Source organism: Klebsiella sp. CN_Kp106 (assembly GCF_040064575.1).
Lineage (GTDB): Bacteria > Pseudomonadota > Gammaproteobacteria > Enterobacterales > Enterobacteriaceae > Klebsiella > Klebsiella michiganensis.
This window is the reverse complement of the sequence record NZ_JBEAIG010000061.1, coordinates 30741-46706: the sequence shown is the minus strand read 5'-3', so window position 1 is coordinate 46706 and position 15966 is coordinate 30741. Positions and strand designations below refer to the sequence as shown.

At 57.7% G+C, this 15966-nt stretch carries 18 protein-coding genes; 10 read left to right on the top strand and 8 right to left on the bottom strand.

The window, feature by feature from the left end:
* Nucleotides 1–215: 215 nt before the first annotated feature.
* Nucleotides 216–686: a helix-turn-helix domain-containing protein gene (locus ABLU96_RS21095; RefSeq protein WP_064406388.1), complete on the bottom strand. Its 471-nt coding sequence runs from the start codon at nucleotides 684–686 to the stop codon at nucleotides 216–218.
* A gap of 117 nt (nucleotides 687–803) precedes the next feature.
* Nucleotides 804–1997, bottom strand: a complete 1194-nt coding sequence (gene ydeE, locus ABLU96_RS21090) for an efflux MFS transporter YdeE (protein ID WP_064378168.1) — start codon at nucleotides 1995–1997, stop codon at nucleotides 804–806.
* Nucleotides 1998–2189: 192 nt separating this feature from the next.
* Here ydeE and eamA point away from each other — a divergent pair, with 192 nt between their 5' ends.
* Nucleotides 2190–3089: an O-acetylserine/cysteine exporter gene (gene eamA / locus ABLU96_RS21085; RefSeq protein ID WP_014229493.1), complete on the top strand. Its 900-nt coding sequence runs from the start codon at nucleotides 2190–2192 to the stop codon at nucleotides 3087–3089.
* Between the two features lie 31 nt (nucleotides 3090–3120).
* Here the strand turns inward: eamA and marB are convergent, their stop codons facing one another.
* The 3 genes from marB to marR are packed head-to-tail and all read right to left on the bottom strand — an operon-like array spanning nucleotide 3121 to nucleotide 4202.
* Complete coding sequence (marB, locus tag ABLU96_RS21080) at nucleotides 3121–3339, bottom strand: multiple antibiotic resistance protein MarB (protein ID WP_004851184.1); 219 nt, start codon at nucleotides 3337–3339, stop codon at nucleotides 3121–3123.
* Between the two features lie 30 nt (nucleotides 3340–3369).
* On the bottom strand, nucleotides 3370–3750 hold the full coding sequence (marA, locus tag ABLU96_RS21075; protein WP_004102351.1) for an MDR efflux pump AcrAB transcriptional activator MarA: 381 nt from the start codon (nucleotides 3748–3750) through the stop codon (nucleotides 3370–3372).
* Between the two features lie 17 nt (nucleotides 3751–3767).
* Complete coding sequence (gene marR / locus ABLU96_RS21070; protein WP_004102349.1) at nucleotides 3768–4202, bottom strand: multiple antibiotic resistance transcriptional regulator MarR; 435 nt, start codon at nucleotides 4200–4202, stop codon at nucleotides 3768–3770.
* A gap of 261 nt (nucleotides 4203–4463) precedes the next feature.
* Here marR and ABLU96_RS21065 point away from each other — a divergent pair, with 261 nt between their 5' ends.
* Nucleotides 4464–5132, top strand: a complete 669-nt coding sequence (locus ABLU96_RS21065; RefSeq protein WP_004119839.1) for a MarC family NAAT transporter — start codon at nucleotides 4464–4466, stop codon at nucleotides 5130–5132.
* A gap of 77 nt (nucleotides 5133–5209) precedes the next feature.
* Here ABLU96_RS21065 and ABLU96_RS21060 read toward each other — a convergent pair whose 3' ends face one another.
* On the bottom strand, nucleotides 5210–6409 hold the full coding sequence (locus ABLU96_RS21060; RefSeq protein WP_025105754.1) for a sugar transporter: 1200 nt from the start codon (nucleotides 6407–6409) through the stop codon (nucleotides 5210–5212).
* Nucleotides 6410–6613: 204 nt separating this feature from the next.
* Between ABLU96_RS21060 and ABLU96_RS21055 the strand changes: the two genes are divergently transcribed.
* Nucleotides 6614–7405 carry a PhzF family phenazine biosynthesis protein gene (locus tag ABLU96_RS21055; RefSeq protein WP_064357363.1) on the top strand — a complete coding sequence of 264 codons (792 nt, stop codon included), beginning with the start codon at nucleotides 6614–6616 and terminating at the stop codon, nucleotides 7403–7405.
* Between the two features lie 9 nt (nucleotides 7406–7414).
* The gene (locus ABLU96_RS21050; RefSeq protein WP_064406386.1) at nucleotides 7415–8203 is read left to right on the top strand and encodes a PhzF family phenazine biosynthesis protein; all 789 of its coding nucleotides are present in this window, start codon (nucleotides 7415–7417) and stop codon (nucleotides 8201–8203) included.
* 119 nt (nucleotides 8204–8322) lie between these two features.
* On the opposite strand, the gene ABLU96_RS21045 is transcribed toward ABLU96_RS21050, so the two are convergent.
* Nucleotides 8323–9267, bottom strand: a complete 945-nt coding sequence (locus ABLU96_RS21045) for an L-lactate dehydrogenase (RefSeq protein ID WP_048263402.1) — start codon at nucleotides 9265–9267, stop codon at nucleotides 8323–8325.
* Between the two features lie 145 nt (nucleotides 9268–9412).
* On the opposite strand from ABLU96_RS21045, the gene ABLU96_RS21040 reads away from it, so the two are divergent.
* Complete coding sequence (locus tag ABLU96_RS21040; RefSeq protein WP_032749021.1) at nucleotides 9413–9895, top strand: GNAT family N-acetyltransferase; 483 nt, start codon at nucleotides 9413–9415, stop codon at nucleotides 9893–9895.
* On the opposite strand, the gene ABLU96_RS21035 is transcribed toward ABLU96_RS21040, so the two are convergent.
* Nucleotides 9849–10727: a LysR family transcriptional regulator gene (locus tag ABLU96_RS21035; RefSeq protein WP_004851166.1), complete on the bottom strand. Its 879-nt coding sequence runs from the start codon at nucleotides 10725–10727 to the stop codon at nucleotides 9849–9851. The genes ABLU96_RS21040 and ABLU96_RS21035 overlap by 47 nt on opposite strands.
* A gap of 105 nt (nucleotides 10728–10832) precedes the next feature.
* Between ABLU96_RS21035 and sad the strand changes: the two genes are divergently transcribed.
* The 5 genes from sad to ABLU96_RS21010 all read left to right on the top strand — a co-directional run bounded on the left by sad (nucleotide 10833) and on the right by ABLU96_RS21010 (nucleotide 15863).
* Complete coding sequence (gene sad / locus ABLU96_RS21030) at nucleotides 10833–12218, top strand: succinate-semialdehyde dehydrogenase (RefSeq protein ID WP_025105750.1); 1386 nt, start codon at nucleotides 10833–10835, stop codon at nucleotides 12216–12218.
* A gap of 204 nt (nucleotides 12219–12422) precedes the next feature.
* Nucleotides 12423–13349, top strand: coding sequence for a glutaminase B (gene glsB / locus ABLU96_RS21025; RefSeq protein ID WP_014229486.1), 927 nt, complete (start codon nucleotides 12423–12425; stop codon nucleotides 13347–13349).
* A complete protein-coding gene (locus ABLU96_RS21020) occupies nucleotides 13349–13723 on the top strand; it encodes a DUF4186 domain-containing protein (protein ID WP_064406383.1) in 375 nt (124 codons plus the stop codon). Before glsB ends, ABLU96_RS21020 begins: the two co-directional genes overlap by 1 nt.
* Nucleotides 13724–13830: 107 nt before the next feature.
* The gene (locus ABLU96_RS21015) at nucleotides 13831–15243 is read left to right on the top strand and encodes a GGDEF domain-containing protein (RefSeq protein WP_004851155.1); all 1413 of its coding nucleotides are present in this window, start codon (nucleotides 13831–13833) and stop codon (nucleotides 15241–15243) included.
* Nucleotides 15244–15332: 89 nt separating this feature from the next.
* Entirely contained in the window at nucleotides 15333–15863 is a 531-nt protein-coding gene (locus ABLU96_RS21010) for a GNAT family N-acetyltransferase (protein WP_004851153.1), read from the top strand.
* Nucleotides 15864–15966 lie beyond the last annotated feature (103 nt).

The window sequence follows — 15966 nt, the reverse complement described above, 5'->3', positions numbered from 1 at the left end:
CATCTGTCCGGGCTACCGCTCGCAGACGGCGATGGACCCGTAGCCCGGGCAAGGCGCTTTGCGCCGCCCCCGGGGAGATCGCCATAGTCCGCACTAGATATGGTATCCCGGAGGCGATGCTGCGCATCTGTCCGGGCTACCGCTCGCAGACGGCGATGGACCCGTAGCCCGGGCAAGGCACGACAGCGCCGCCCCCGGGAAAAGCGCGCAGAGGGCTATTTGTGCAGCAGCCGCTGCAGGCGCGCCTGACGCCAGCGATTAATCCATTCGCCAAAAACAAACAGACGCAACCCTTTAACCACCAGCAGCGCTCCCCAGACGATCGCCACCCATGCGGACCAGTAGCTCTCTGCGCCGCTCAGCCAGTTCAGCAGCGCCAGCAGAACGCAAACGACGACGGCCACCGTCAATGAACGGTAAAAACGGCTCTCGCGTTCGACGCGCGCTTTGGCTTCCTCAATACGTAAATCCAGCGACGCTTCGTGGCCCGCCGGCGATTCGCCGCTAATCTCGGCGACGTTAACTTCAAATACCGCCGCAAGCGCGCTGAGCGTCTCGAGGCCGGGACGGTCGCCGTTCTCGATGCGCTGAATGGTGCGCACGCTGACGCCGGCCAGTTCGGCAAGCTGCTCCTGCGACCAGGCGCGCTGCAAACGTAATTGTTTAACCTGATGACTACTATTCATTGTTTCTATCTCCGGGTGAAAACCTGAGATGGAGTATCATCGAGCGGGCTGTCGGGCACCACGATCGAAACCCGACAGGGACGCGACAGCAACCTGACAGCCGCACGGCGCCTGGCATCAGGCGCGGGCGACCGCGCTACCGTTCCACGGACGAACGTTCATGCCGCGGAAAATCATCAGCCATGCGGCGATAATCGCCAGCATCAATATCACAAACAGCGACCAGTGCGGCAGATGGGTCAGAATCGTCCCGGTCAACATCGGGTTAAACGCCGCCCCCAGCCAGCCCAGCGACTGGGCGGAAAAGTAGCTGGCTTTCATGCCCGGCGGCGCAATGTTATCGATCAGCATATATTCCCCCGGCGCGTAGATAACCTCTCCGAGCGTAAAAATGGCGGCGGAGATGCCCCACAGCAGCAGGCTGTTATCGGAAATAACAAAACCGCCCAGCCCGAGCACAAAACAGACCGTCCCAAAGGTCATCAGCGGGCGAATATTGCGGGCGGTAAGGCGACGACCAACCGCATACTGCAGCGCCACCACCACGGCCGCGTTAACCGGCAGTACCACCGCAACCACTTTTTCGGCAAAATCGCTGTCCGCTACCACCAGCACATACTGGGATATGCAGGAAGCGAAAGAGCCGCCGACAAAGGAGGCCAGCAGGCCGGAAAGGGTAAACCACAGCAGAGCGCGATCGCGCAGCAGCACCGACGGCGACCACTGGACCGCGTTATCCTGAGCAATCGCGGCGCTGGTGCGCTGCACAAACAGCTGAATAAATACCAGCGGAAGGGCGGCGCAGCCGGCCGCCAGCCAGAACGGCAGGTTAATACTGTGCATGACCAGCAGAGTGCCGATAGGCGGTCCAACGGTCCAGCCAATATTGAGAAAGGTGTAGTTAAGGGAAAAAATCTGCGCCTTCTTTTCCGGCGACAGCACGTCGGCAAACCACGCTTTCAGCACGGTAGAGAAGACGGAGTAAGCGCAGTTAATCAGCGCGAAGAAAAACACCACCAGCGCGACGCTATTGACCAGAGGAATAGCGATAAAGCCGCCAATAAACGCCAGCACGGCGAGCGTCATATAGCGCTTTTTGTCGAACTTATCGGCGAGAATGCCAAAACCCATGCTGAACAGCACCCCGACGATCAGCGCGCTCGACAGCGCGTAGCCGATTTTATCCACCTCCAGCTGGTACTGGCGGGTGAGGTAGATCGTCATAAAAGGTAACGTTGCGCCGCGGCCAATGGTTAACAGCAACGACGAAGCCAGCAGCGCTGCGGTTGAGCGCCTGAGAGTCGGTATCATTTTTTCCTTGCCTGATGTGATGTTATTTTTGTTGTCACGATCACAAATAGCACGCTAACCGGGGCTTGTATAGTTCCCGGGGGGGATGAAAAGCACGCCAGCGCCCTACCGAAAATAATGATCTATGCGGCGGACGAATTATTCGGTAGTTTGATTTTGTTCGCAAAAATTCCAATAACAACCGAGGCGGGTATGACGCGTAAAGACGGGCTGCTGGCATTGCTGGTGGTGGTGGTATGGGGGCTGAATTTCGTGGTGATCAAGGTGGGGCTGCATAATATGCCGCCGCTGATGCTTGCCGGACTGCGCTTTTTGCTGGTGGCTTTCCCGGCGCTGCTCTTCGTCGCGCGGCCAAAAATTCCGCTGAGCCTGCTGCTGGGCTACGGCCTGACGATTAGCTTCGGTCAGTTTGCGTTTTTGTTCTGCGCGATTAGCCTCGGCATGCCTGCCGGACTGGCATCGCTGGTGCTGCAGGCGCAGGCCTTTTTCACCATCATTCTCGGGGCGTTTATTTTCGGCGAACGTTTGCAGGGGAAACAGCTGGCGGGGATTGCGCTGGCGATTTTCGGCGTACTGGTGCTGGTCGAAGCCAGCCTCGGCGGCCAGCATGTCCCGCTGGTGGGCTTTATGCTGACGCTGGCCGCGGCGTTGAGCTGGGCCTGCGGCAATATCTTCAACAAGAAAATTATGTCGCATGCGAGCCGGCCGCCGATTATGTCTTTGGTGGTATGGAGCGCGCTGATCCCGGTGCTGCCGTTTATGCTGGCGTCGTGGATCCTCGACGGCCCGCAGGTCATGGCGGAAAGCCTGCTGCATATCGACCTGCTGACGATCCTGTCGCTGCTCTATCTGGCGTTTATTGCCACTATCGTCGGCTATGGTATTTGGGGGGCGCTGCTCGGCCGCTATGAAACCTGGCGCGTGGCGCCGCTGTCGCTGCTGGTGCCGGTGGTCGGGATGGCCAGCGCGGCCTTATTGCTCGGCGAGACGCTGAATAGCCTGCAGCTGCTGGGCGCGGTACTGATTATGGCCGGGCTGTATATCAACGTATTTGGCCTGCGGATCGTGCGTCCGGGCATGGCGCGGGGGTAAAAAAAGCCCCGGTCACGGGGCTAAAGGGATTTTACAGGCTTTGCTGGTTGTAATAGGGCACGCCCAGTTCATCTGATTTATCACTGCCAGAGGCCATGTGATTGAAATCAAAAGGCGAATCATTATGTTCGGAAGGAATAATCATCGCATCCCGGTTGTTGTGGCGAACCGGGGTGCTGGTTTGCTCCGCATAACTTTGGCTCGAGACCAGCGCCAATAGCACGATGGCGGCGGAAGCGAATAGTTTCATGATTTCCTCAATACGTCTTTTTGCAGGCGGTTAACAACAGTTATTTAATGGGAGCAGGTAGCGCGACTCGCCCGGCACGTTGGTAATACGATACTGGTGCGGCGGAACATCGAAATAGTTCTTAAAAGTTCGCGTCAGCGTTTGCTGCGATTCAAAGCCATAGCGTTCGGCCAGGTATAAGATAGGCTCGTTGCTCTGCTTCAGCTTCTGCGCGATCTCGGTCAGCTTACGGCTGCGGATATACTGTCCCAGCGAGTGACCGGTCTCTTTCTTGAACATTCTTTGCAGGTGCCACTTGGAGTAACCTGAGCGCTCTGAAACCTTCTCCAGCGACAGGGGCGATTCCAGGTTATCCTCGATCCACGACAAAATACTATGGATAGTGATGGCGTCGTTATTGCGTCTGGACATCATCTTACCTCTTCTTATTACGACAGAACTTTTTTGAGTAAACACTCAAGAGTGGCCACTTCATCCGTCGACAGATTTTTTGTTAGTTCCTGGTGCAATTTCTGACCCACAACCTGATGACATTGCTCACAAAGGGCTGCGCCGTCTGGCGTTAACTGTACCAGCACGCCACGCTTGTCAGTCGGGTTGGGTAACCGTTCAATCCAGCCTTTACAGACCAGGCGGTCGAGCATGCGCGTCATTGCGCCTGGGTCGACCGAAAGCACGGTTTTCAGCTCAACGGGGGTAATACACACTTCGCAACGAATGGAACAGAGCACCCGGAACTGGGTGGAAGTAATATCCATCGGCGAGAGATAGTCGTTGAGCAGGCGATCTTTTTTCTGGTTAACCATCTGGATCAAGCGGCCAAGAGGGATCATTTCGTTAAACAGGTCGCTTGTACTTTTCACAATGGTTGCCCAGGCAATGACTTAGTTGCGGGAGATATTATTGCCTAGGCAAATATAAGTCAACCTGATGAATTACCCGATGCCACGATTTGCTAAAACGAATTGTTGTGAGGCAGGTCACTCTATTTCACGTTGTTATCTTATGATTTGAAGGAAGGGTGAATGCGTCCTGAGGAGAACGGGTACAATCTGGCAACAGACGATATACTCAGCACGCGTCATTTTTTTGATAATCCAATATTGACAGGACCTTAATTCACTATGATGGATCTTTTTAAAGCGATAGGCCTGGGACTGGTAGTGATTCTACCGCTGGCGAACCCGCTGACTACCGTGGCGCTGTTCCTTGGCCTGGCCGGGAATATGAATAACGCCGAGCGTAACCGTCAGTCGCTGATGGCCTCGGTTTATGTGTTCGCCATCCTGATGGTCGCCTGGTATGCCGGCCAGGTGGTGATGAACACCTTCGGAATTTCGATTCCCGGTCTGCGTATTGCCGGCGGCCTGATCGTCGCCTTTATCGGCTTCCGCATGCTCTTTCCCCAGCAAAAAGCCCATGATTCGATGGAAGCTAAGCTGAAATCGGAAGAGCTCGAGGATGAACCGACGGCGAATATCGCCTTCGTTCCGCTGGCGATGCCAAGCACCGCAGGGCCGGGGACAATCGCGATGATTATCAGCTCAGCGTCTACGGTAAAGCACGGGGCGAGCTTCCCGGACTGGGTTGTGCTGGTCGCGCCGCCGATTATTTTTGCCCTGGTCGGGATTATCCTGTGGGGCTGTCTCCGCAGTTCCGGGGCAATCATGCGTCTGGTCGGGAAGGGCGGCATTGAGGCGATTTCCCGCCTGATGGGCTTCCTGCTGGTCTGTATGGGCGTGCAGTTTATTATTAACGGCGTGCTGGAGATTATTTCCACTTATCACGCCTGATGGTCATCGTCGTCCTGATACCAGACGTAAAAAAACCTGCCGATCTCACGACCGGCAGGTTTTTTTTAGCAGCACGATCAGGAGTGATGCGGCTGCTGATCTTCCAGCGACACCGGCCAGCGGCGGAAAATCATCACCGCCCACACTAACGCGACGACCGCAGGGATCGCCCCGACATAGCCAATGGACGCCATTGACAGATGGGTACTGACCTGGCTGCCCACCAGCGCGCCCGCGCCGATGCCGATATTAAAGATCCCCGAAAATAACGACATCGCCACGTCGGTCGCGTCCGGCGCCAGCGCCAGCACTTTGACCTGCATACCGAGACCGATAATCATGATCGCCACGCCCCAGAAGACGCTCAGCAGCATCAGGTGGTTGGCGTTGTGCGAGGCGGGCAGCAGCAGCAGCAGGCACGCCAGCAGCAGGCCAATCGCCGCGTTAATTAACCCGGACGCATGCAGGTTGCCGAGCTTACCAAAGAGGATGCTGCCGACGATGCCCGCGCCGCCCAGGGTCAGCAGCAGCACGGTAGCGAAGTTGCCGCTCAGGCCGGCGACCGTCTGAACGAACGGTTCAATGTAGCTGTAGGCGGTATAGTGCGCGGTCACCACAATCACCGTCAGTAAATAGATGCTCAGCAGCGCAGGGCGACGGAACAGCACCGGCAGGCTTTTCAGCGACCCTGAGTGCTCGCTCGGCAGCTTAGGCAGCAGCTTGATCAGGCACACCATGGTAACCAGCGCACCGAGGCCGATGACCAGGAACGTGGTGCGCCAGCCAAAGTATTGCCCGACGATACGGCCAATCGGGATACCGAAGACCATCGCCAGCGCGGTACCGGTGGCAATCAGGCTCAGCGCCTGCGCGCGTTTACCCGCAGGCGCCATTCGTATAGCCAGCGCCGAGGTGATCGACCAGAACACCGCGTGGGCAAAGGCGATACCGATACGGCTGATCACCAGCACGTTGAAGTTCCAGGCCAGGAACGACAGCACGTGGCTGGCGATAAACAGGATAAACAGGCCAACCAGCAGGCGACGGCGCTCCATCTTGCTGGTCAGCAGCATAAAGGGCAGCGACATCAGGGCGACAACCCAGGCGTAGATCGTCAGCATAATCCCAACCTGCGCCGTTTCCATGCCAAAGCTGTCGGCGATATCCGACAGCAGGCCCACGGGCGCAAATTCGGTGGTATTAAAGATAAATGCCGCAATCGCAAGCGTGACTACGCGCAGCCACGCGACCTTGCGTGAAACCGTATTTGTCATCATAAGTTCAGGGCTGGTTACAAAGAGGAAAGAAGTGGGACGATCTTAAAACGATTGCTGCTGAAAATACAACCATTTTGTGATCTACATCTCATTTTCTCTTCAGCCAGATTTTCGGCACTAACGGATTAATTTTTCTATTAAACGTGTGGATTTCTCACGTTTATGTCATGTTATCGATAAGTAAAAAAACAGAGGGACAGAATAATGCAGGAAATTAGCTTTTATCTGGTTGATGCCTTCAGCGATCGGAGCTTTGGCGGCAACGCGGCGGCCGTTTGCCCGCTGACCGAATGGCTGCCGGACGAAACGCTGTTGAAAATGGCGCAGCAGCACAATCAGTCGGAGACCGCGTTTTTTGTGCGTACGGATGAGGGGTATGAGCTGCGTTGGTTTACCACGCTGTACGAAATCAACCTCTGCGGCCACGCGACCCTGGCGGCCTCGCACGTCATTTTTGAATATTTTGACCACCCCTCATCGACAATCGTATTTAGTACCCGCTTTGTCGGTGAGCTTCGCGTCACGCGCAGCGGCGACTGGCTGACGCTGGATTTCCCAGCCTGGGCGACGACCGCCGTTGAGCAGCCGCCTGCGGAGCTGCTGGCCGGGCTGGGGCTGAGCGACGCGGTGGAAGTCCGCGTGGCGCGTGATTACCTGGTGGTTTTAGCCGACCGCCAGCAGGTGGAGGCGGTGCGTCCGGATATGCAGCTGCTTGAGCGCCTCGGCAAAATGATCTGTATCAGCGCCCCGGACGAAGAGTATGACTTTGTCAGCCGTTTCTTCTGTCCGGGCGAGGCGGTGGCGGAAGACCCGGTCACCGGCTCGGCGCACAGTATGCTGATTCCCTACTGGGGCGAGAAGTTCGGCAAAACGGATATGCAGGCGCGGCAGGTGTCGGCCCGCGGCGGCGACCTGCGCTGCCAGTGGCGGGGCGACCGGGTTCTGATCGGCGGTCAGGCGACCACCTACTTAATCGGCACGATTACGCTTCGTTAAGGAGGGACGGTGACGGAAATTCCTTTTTATCTGGTGGCGGCGTTCAGCGACCAGCCTTTCTCCGGCAACCCGGCTGCGGTATGCCTGCTTAAAAAGTGGCTGCCGGATGAGCTGCTGCTCAAAATGGCGCAGCAGCACAACCAGTCGGAAACCGCGTTTGTGGTACCTGAGAGCGATGGTTTTGCGCTGCGCTGGTTTACCACCCGCAATGAGGTCAATCTCTGCGGCCACGCCACGCTTGCCAGCGCGCACGTGATATTTCATCACCTGGATTATCCTGATGCGCTGATTCACTTTGCGACCGCTTCTGGTCGGCTGACCGTGAGCCGCGAGGGCGACTGGCTGACCCTGGATTTCCCGGCGGGAGAAACGGAAGAGCGCGAGCCGCCCGCGGAGATGCTCTCCGCGCTGGGGATTGAGCGCTACCTGCATGCCCGCAAGGGGCGCGCATGGCTTATCGAACTGGCCTCCCGTGAGCAGGTCGAAGCCCTGCGGCCGAATATTGCTGCGATGACGCCTGGCGAACATAAAGTGACCGTGACCGCCGCGGGCAGCGGGGAATATGACTTCGTTAGCCGCTTTTTCTCACCCGGTGAAGCGGTGTGGGAAGATCCGGTAACCGGTTCGGCGCATACTATGCTGATCCCCTACTGGAGCGCAAAGCGGGGTAAAACTCAGCTGCTGGCGCGTCAGGTTTCCGCGCGCGGCGGCGATATGCGCTGCGAGCTGAAAGGAAAACGCGTATTGATGAGCGGCCAGGCGGTGACCTATTTAAATGGCGTAATAACGCTACGCTAGCTCACCCTTCATCATAAAACGGGATCGGCAACAGACCCGCCGATCCCGAATCCGAGTGGGTTACACGGCAAACTTATCCTGCGCGCTATTTCTGCGAAACCCGCAGGGAAAATAGACCATCACGGTAGACGGGCGATATTGGCTTTAATCACTTCGATAGAGTGGCGGAATTTCTCCGCTTCATCATCGGCCAGCTGCAGCTCAATAATCTGCTGCACGCCGCTTTGCGTCAGCACCGCGGGAACGCCAGCCGCCGCGCCGGTTACGCCATATTCCCCGTCAAGAATGCACGACACCGCCAGCGCGCGATGGCTGCCGGTGAAAATATTGCGGCAGATTTCGGCGATGGTTCCGGCGACGCCGTACTCCGTGCAGCCTTTGCCGGCGTAAATCTCAAACCCCAGCTTGCGCACTTTTTCGGCAATCAGCTCCCGGTCGAGAGCCTGGCCGGTATGTTTGTGGTAAACATCGGCGATGGCGGAGCCGTAAACCGCCGAGTGTGACCACACCGGAAACTGGGTATCGCCATGCTCGCCAAGAATAAAGGCGTCGATGCTTTGCGCGCCGATATCCAGCGCCTGGGCCAGTACCCGGCGTAAGCGCGTCGTGTCCAGCCAGACGCCGGTACCCAGCACCTGGCCGCGCGGCAGGCCCGAAAGCTGCCACACCTGCCAGGTGATGATGTCGCAGGGGTTGGTGGCAACCAAAAAGATGCCGTTGAAGCCGCCGCGCATCATCTGCGGGACGATGCTTTTAACGATTTTTGCCGTGTTGGTCAGTTCGTCCAGTCGGGTTTGACCCGGCTTGAGCGCGCCGCCGGAAACGGTGATGACCGCGATATCGACATCGGCGCAGTCGCTGGCTTCCCGGGTGGAAATCGTCATCATGCCCGGCATGTAGGCGGCAGCGTCACTCAGGTCCTGAGCGTGCGCTTCGGCGCGTGGTTTATTGAGATCGACAAGGATCAGCTCCTCGCAAATATTCTGGTTTAACAGGGCGTAGGCCGCTGAGGCGCCGACGTTTCCGGCCCCGATAATCATCACCTTGCGCGCTTTGGTATTCATCGTATTTTCCTGATAAAAGACGTTATGTCGCAAAATTACTGCCTCTCAAGGGGGGAGCGCAAGTCGGGTCAGAAGCTATAAGTTAATGCTATGGCGGCTCCGCGGACGCCCCGCGCTACAGTACGCTCAAAAAAGGAGCTTCTTTATGTACACTATCGCCGCGACCCCGCTAAATCACCCGGATCTGACCGCCTTAATTGCCGAGCTGGACGCATACCAGCAGACGCTCTACCCGGCGGAAAGCAATCATCTTATCGACCTGAGCGCGCTACCGGCGGCGTCGGTCATCGCGCTCATTATCCGCGATGCGCAGCACCGGGCCGTCGGCTGTGGGGCCATCGTGCTCGGCGAAGAGGGGGTTGGCGAGATGAAAAGGGTATTTATTCACCCGGCCCATCGCGGCCAGCAGCTGGGGGAAAAACTGCTGGCGGCGCTGGAGAAAGAGGCGATAAATCGCGAATGCCATACCGTACGCCTGGAAACGGGCATCCATCAGCACGCCGCCGTCGCGTTATACACGCGCAATGGCTACCAGACCCGCAGCGCCTTTGCGCCGTATCAGCCGGATCCGTTAAGCATTTTTATGGAGAAGCTGCTGCTTGTCGATCTTCGTTCAGCAGCGCTATAAACGCCTCGAGCTGGCGAGTTTTCGCCCCGCGCCGCCAGACCAGCCAGGTCGTCAGCCAGCGCCACTCTTCGGCCAGCGGCCAGGCGGATACCTGCTGATGGCCCGGCATACTCTCCAGCATACTGCGCGGCATCAGCGCCAGTCCGGCGCCTGCAATGACGCAGGCCAGCATCCCGTGGTAGGACTCCATCTCATGGATCCGCCCCGGGGTGGCGCGATCGGCGTGGAACCAGCTCTCAAAATGACGGCGATAGGAGCAGTTGGCGCGAAATGCGTAGACGCTGGCGCCGTTCACTTCGCTGGCGCGGGCAATGGGCGGGTGGCCAAAGGGCGCGACGATCATCATCTCTTCCGGGAACACCGGTAACCCTTCCAGCCCCGGGTGCACCAGCGGACCGTCAACGAACGCCGCGCTCAGATTTCCCTCAAGTACGCCGTCGATCATGGTACCGGAAGGACCGGTGGAGAGGGCCAGATGAATCTTGGGATAGCGCTGATTAAAGTGCGCCAGGGTAGGGGAAATGCGCACGGCGGCGGTACTCTCCAGCGAGCCGAGCGAGAACAGCCCCTGAGGTTCATCTCCGGCGACCACCATCCTCGCTTCATCAACAAGGGCGAGGATCTGCTGGCTATAGCGTAAAAAGCTGTGCCCGGCGGGGGACAACCGCAGCCGCTGATTTTCGCGAATAAACAGTTCGACGCCGAGATCCGCCTCCAGCTGGCGGATGCGTGTAGTCAGGTTTGACGGCACGCGATGCACCTTCTGCGCGGCCTGGGTAATGCTGCCGGTGCTGGCGACGGCGTTGAACATCTCAAGCTGGGTCAGATCCATAGCGTTCTTCTTTTGTGAATGGGTTGCTTAATATTATTCATTTTTAATGAAAGGAAGGGTAAGCCAGAATAAGGTCACTTCGCAATCAACACAGAGAGAAAAACGATGAATTTATCTGCTACTCATGCGATTTCCGTGAGTCCGACCACCGGTGAAACTTTGTCGTCTGTGCCCTGGGCCAGCGAACAGCAGGTCGATGCGGCCATTGCCCTTGCGGAACAGGGGTATCGTCAGTGGCGCAACGTCAGCGTGGCGGAGCGCGCGGCGACGCTGCGTAACGTCGGTAGCGCGATGCGCGCCCGTGGCGAAGCGCTGGCGCAAATGATTAGTCGCGAAATGGGTAAACCGATTGCCCAGGCGCGCGGCGAAGTGGCTAAATCCGCCAATCTTTGTGACTGGTATGCTGAACACGGCCCGGCGATGCTCAATACCGAGGCGACGCTGGTTGAAGACAATAAAGCGGTGATTGAGTACCGCCCGATGGGGGCTATCCTCGCTGTCATGCCGTGGAACTTCCCGGTGTGGCAGGTGCTGCGCGGCGCGGTGCCCATTCTGCTGGCGGGCAACAGCTATCTGCTTAAGCATGCGCCAAACGTGCTGGGCAGCGCGGCGATGATCGGCGAAATTTTTGCCGCTGCGGGCGTGCCGGATGGCGTCTTTGGCTGGGTGAACGCCACCAACGATGGTGTTTCGCAAATGATTAACGATCCGCGCATCGCCGCGGTGACCGTCACCGGCAGCGTGCGCGCCGGGAAGGCCATTGGCGCACAGGCCGGCGCGGCGTTGAAAAAATGCGTGCTGGAGCTGGGCGGCTCCGATCCCTTTATCGTGCTTAACGATGCCGACCTTGACGAGGCGGTGAAAGCGGCGGTGATAGGTCGCTACCAGAATACCGGTCAGGTCTGCGCCGCGGCGAAGCGTTTTATCGTCGAAGCGGGCATCGCCGAGGCCTTTACGCAGAAATTTGTCGCCGCTGCTGCCGCGCTGAAAATGGGCGACCCGCGCGATGAGCAGAACTATATTGGGCCGATGGCGCGGTTCGATCTGCGCGATGAGCTGCACGAGCAGGTGAGCGCGACCCTAAAAGAGGGGGCGACCCTGCTGCTGGGGGCGGAAAAAATCGAAGGCGCCGGCAACTACTACGCGCCGACGGTGCTCGGAAACGTTACCGCGGAGATGACCGGTTTCCGCGAGGAGCTGTTTGGCCCGGTGGCGACGATTACCGAAGCCCGCGATGCCGATCACGCGCTGGCGCTGGCTAATGACAGCGAATTTGGCCTTTCAGCAACGGTTTACACCACCAGTGAAGCGCAGGCCCAGCGTTTTGCCGATGAGCTGGAGTGCGGCGGAGTGTTTATCAACGGCTACTGCGCCAGCGATGCCCGCGTGGCGTTCGGCGGCGTGAAGAAAAGCGGATTTGGCCGCGAGCTCTCCCATTTTGGTCTGCATGAATTCTGCAACGTGCAGACCGTCTGGAGAGATCGCCGCTAGCCTGCGGAAAAATCCCCGGGTTGCGGTTAACGCCTTTCCCGGGCTACCGATTCGTGCGATTTGCGGGTTTGGTAGCCCGGGCAGGCGCCCCGCTGACGAGCGAACCATCCCCCTGGCGACGCGAGGGCGAGAAAGAGGCTGTTTCTTCGCGTCCCGTGCGCCTATAATTACCGCCCGAATTTTGTTGTTGGCAAGGAGCCGCGCGTGGCGACGGTAATGAATAACGCAATGCTCGATGCCATTTTGGCTGAAGTCAGGCCGCTAATTGGTCGCGGTAAAGTGGCGGACTATATTCCGGCGCTGGCCAGCGTCAGCGGCGATAAGCTCGGCGTGGCTATCTGTACGGTCGACGGTCAGCACTACAGCGCCGGCGACGCGCACGAGCGCTTCTCTATCCAATCTATCTCGAAAGTCCTGAGCCTGGTGGTCGCGATGAACCACTATCAGGAAGAGGAGATCTGGCAGCGGGTGGGTAAAGATCCCTCCGGCCAGCCTTTCAACTCGCTGTTGCAGCTGGAAATTGAACAAGGCAAACCGCGCAACCCGTTTATTAATGCCGGGGCGCTGGTGGTCTGCGATATGCTGCAAAGTCGTCTCAGCGCGCCTCGCCAGCGGATGCTGGAAATCGTGCGTCGTCTGAGCGGTGTGGGCGATATCGCCTATGACCCGGTGGTTGCCCGCTCGGAGTTCGACCATTCGGCGCGCAATGCCGCGATAGCCTGGCTGATGAAATCCTTCGGTAATTTCCATAACGATGTCGCCACGGTGCTGCAAAACTATTTCCACTACTGTTCGCTGGAGATGAGCTGCGTAGAGCTGGCGCGCACCTTTCTGTTTCTTGCCGACCGAGGTATCGCTCCGCACCTTGAGACGCCGGTTATCGCCCCCATTCAGTCGCGGCAGGTCAACGCGCTGATGATGACCAGCGGCATGTATCAGAACGCCGGTGAGTTTGCGTGGCGCGTCGGTTTACCGGCGAAATCCGGCGTCGGCGGCGGGATTGTGGCCATCGTTCCGCAGGAGATGGCGATTGCGGTCTGGAGCCCGGAGCTCGATGACGCCGGGAACTCGCTGGCCGGGATCGCTTTACTGGAAAAACTCACTCAAAAACTGGGGAGGTCGGTATTCTGATGGTGCCCATAGAAAACCTGTTTGCCCGCCTGCAGCGCTCCACTTTTCGCTCCCGTTTTCGCCTCGGCGTGAAAGAACGGAAGTATTGTTATGATAAGGGCGCGGAGGTTATCGACCAGCACGCGGCGGACTTTATCGCCAGTCGGCTGGCCCCTGCGCAAATTCCTAACGACGGTAAGCAGACCCCGATGCGCGGACATCCGGTGTTTATCGCCCAGCATGCCACCGCGACCTGCTGTCGCGGCTGTCTGGAAAAGTGGCACGCGATCCCGCGGGGGCGCGGCCTCAGCGACGAAGAGCAGCGCTACGTGGTGCAGGTGATTCACCACTGGCTGGTGATCCAGATGAATTCGCCGGACCGCAGCAGACCGTAATTCATCGGGCGGCGGTATATGCCTGATAATTATTCTCATGATATGATGAACCGCTTACTAATTATTAACATAATAATTGCCTGAAACAATTAGACGGATAATCATGAATGTCTCCACTGTCGATTCGGTCATTCACGCTGTTTCGTGAGGAACAGCCCGTGCGTGATGCGCTGGTGTTGTTCACTTTAACGCTACTACTGCATTTCTTTGGCGCGATGCTGCGTCTGGTACAAGAATTGTCGTTCTTCTGGCCGCTGAACGCGGTAATGGCGGGGATTTTTGCGCGTTATATCTGGCTAAATCGCAGCTATTTTTACGCCGTTTGTTTTGCCGCCATGCTGGTATATGACGGTTTAACATCTCGTTGGGGAATGGGGTTCGCCTCCTTTCTGATCAACTTCTCCAATATCGTTTTTATCGTCACCCTGGCGCAGCTCATTTTGTGGGATAAGCGCCGGGCTGATTCGATGCCGGGACCGATAAATGCGCTAAGCCTGTTTTGCTACTGTCTGCTGGCGGCGCTGCTCTGCGCGGCCGTCGGGGCGCTGGGTTCGGTAGATGTGGAACGCGCCACGTTTATTCCCCAACTGGCGGACTGGTTTAGCGAACAGTTTTCGACTGCTGTGCTGATCCTGCCGTTCATTTTAACCCTCACGCTCCCTTCGGCGTTCGGGCGTTTTCGCCTGCGTCAGCTGTTGCCGGCGATTGCGCTGGTGCTGTCGATTGTGCTCGGCGTGGCGGTGGGCGGGGCCGGGAGCATAACCTTCCCGTTACCGGCGCTGATTTGGTGCGCGATTCGCTATCCGCTACCGTTAACCTGCCTGTTGACCTTTATTACCGGGATTAGCGAAATTCTGCTGGTGGCGAACTCGCTTATCCATCTCTCCCCCGATACCCGGATGCAGCCGTGGCAGCTGTTTTCAACGCGCCTGGGGATTGCTGCGATGCTGATCAGCCCCATCATCGTCGCTTCCAGCGTTGAGGCGATTAATAACCTGGTCAAACAGCTGGCCCTGCGCGCTGATTTCGACTTCCAGACCCGGGTCTATTCTCGCTCCGGGCTAAGCGAAGCGTTGAAACGTCAGCCGATCGCGGAAAACGAGCTGCTCACCGTGATGGTGCTCGACATCGACGGCTTCAAGCAGGTTAACGATCGCTGGGGCCACGAGTGCGGCGATTGTATGCTGGCCCAGTTTGCGCAGCAGGTGCGGCAGCTGGTGGGTGAAGAGGGCATGGTGGCGCGTATTGGTGGGGAAGAGTTTGCCGTCGCGGCGCTGACCTCATCCGCGCGAGACGGAGTGCTGCTGGCGGAAAAAATTCGCCAGGGCATCGAGTCGCAAACCTTCACCTGGGGGCAAAACAGGATCCAGCTGACCATCAGCATGGGGCTGGAGAGCCGGGCGCCGGGTTCAGCCAGAATAACGGATCTGTTCAACCAGCTGCTCATGGTCGCCGATGATTCTATGATTCGGGCAAAAAAAGCCGGACGCAATCGTATTTTTACGCAAGAAATGGTCTGAATCGTACATAAGAAAATACGATGGTAATTCCGCTTGTGTTAAATATAAGTTAAAAACATAGTGATGTGGTCAATTTCAAGGAGTTACCTATGACCACATCCTTTTCTCTGCGCACGCTGTCGCGTGACGATATTCTTGAACACCTTCCTGAATTAACCGACATTCTCGTCAGCTGCGTCAACGGCGGGGCCTCGGTGAGCTTTATGCTGCCTTTTTCCCCGGAAACCGCGACGGCGTTCTGGCTGCGAATGGCGCAGAGCGTCGCCGCCGGTGAGCGCATTGTTCTCGCCGCAGCGGATGCGCAGCAGCGGCTTGTTGGTACGGTGCAGCTGATTACCGACCAGCCGGAAAACCAGCCGCACCGCGCCGATGTCGCCAAACTTCTGGTTCACCAAAATGCGCGGCGTCAGGGGCTGGCGAATGCGCTGATGTCCCGACTGGAAGCCATCGCGCGCGAGCAGGGTAAGAGCGTTCTGGTGCTGGATACGGCGACCGGCAGCGGAGCAGAAAACTTTTATGTACAGTGTGGTTGGGAAAAAGCCGGGGAAATTCCACGCTATGCGCTGATGCCCGACGGCGAGCTGACGGCAACATCGCTGTTCTATAAATTTCTGTCATAAATTTTATATTGCATACAGCTTTGATCAAAACAGGGTTTCACTTGCGTAAAAACCTGATAACTTATTGGACCAATTACTCAGGTTGTATGACTACTCTATGAGG

What these genes read in the sequence shown, in the direction of transcription:
- ydeE (WP_064378168.1), bottom strand. Translation starts at nt 1,997, where the DNA reads ATGATACCGACTCTCAGGCGCTCAACCGCAGCGCTGCTGGCTTCGTCG.
- ABLU96_RS21060 (WP_025105754.1), bottom strand. Translation starts at nt 6,409, where the DNA reads ATGATGACAAATACGGTTTCACGCAAGGTCGCGTGGCTGCGCGTAGTC.
- marB (WP_004851184.1), bottom strand. Translation starts at nt 3,339, where the DNA reads ATGAAACTATTCGCTTCCGCCGCCATCGTGCTATTGGCGCTGGTCTCG.
- marA (WP_004102351.1), bottom strand. Translation starts at nt 3,750, where the DNA reads ATGTCCAGACGCAATAACGACGCCATCACTATCCATAGTATTTTGTCG.
- ABLU96_RS21035 (WP_004851166.1), bottom strand. Translation starts at nt 10,727, where the DNA reads ATGGATCTGACCCAGCTTGAGATGTTCAACGCCGTCGCCAGCACCGGC.
- ABLU96_RS21015 (WP_004851155.1), top strand. Translation starts at nt 13,831, where the DNA reads ATGTCTCCACTGTCGATTCGGTCATTCACGCTGTTTCGTGAGGAACAG.
- ABLU96_RS21065 (WP_004119839.1), top strand. Translation starts at nt 4,464, where the DNA reads ATGATGGATCTTTTTAAAGCGATAGGCCTGGGACTGGTAGTGATTCTA.
- ABLU96_RS21095 (WP_064406388.1), bottom strand. Translation starts at nt 686, where the DNA reads ATGAATAGTAGTCATCAGGTTAAACAATTACGTTTGCAGCGCGCCTGG.
- ABLU96_RS21040 (WP_032749021.1), top strand. Translation starts at nt 9,413, where the DNA reads ATGTACACTATCGCCGCGACCCCGCTAAATCACCCGGATCTGACCGCC.
- ABLU96_RS21045 (WP_048263402.1), bottom strand. Translation starts at nt 9,267, where the DNA reads ATGAATACCAAAGCGCGCAAGGTGATGATTATCGGGGCCGGAAACGTC.
- ABLU96_RS21020 (WP_064406383.1), top strand. Translation starts at nt 13,349, where the DNA reads ATGGTGCCCATAGAAAACCTGTTTGCCCGCCTGCAGCGCTCCACTTTT.
- ABLU96_RS21055 (WP_064357363.1), top strand. Translation starts at nt 6,614, where the DNA reads ATGCAGGAAATTAGCTTTTATCTGGTTGATGCCTTCAGCGATCGGAGC.
- sad (WP_025105750.1), top strand. Translation starts at nt 10,833, where the DNA reads ATGAATTTATCTGCTACTCATGCGATTTCCGTGAGTCCGACCACCGGT.
- ABLU96_RS21010 (WP_004851153.1), top strand. Translation starts at nt 15,333, where the DNA reads ATGACCACATCCTTTTCTCTGCGCACGCTGTCGCGTGACGATATTCTT.
- eamA (WP_014229493.1), top strand. Translation starts at nt 2,190, where the DNA reads ATGACGCGTAAAGACGGGCTGCTGGCATTGCTGGTGGTGGTGGTATGG.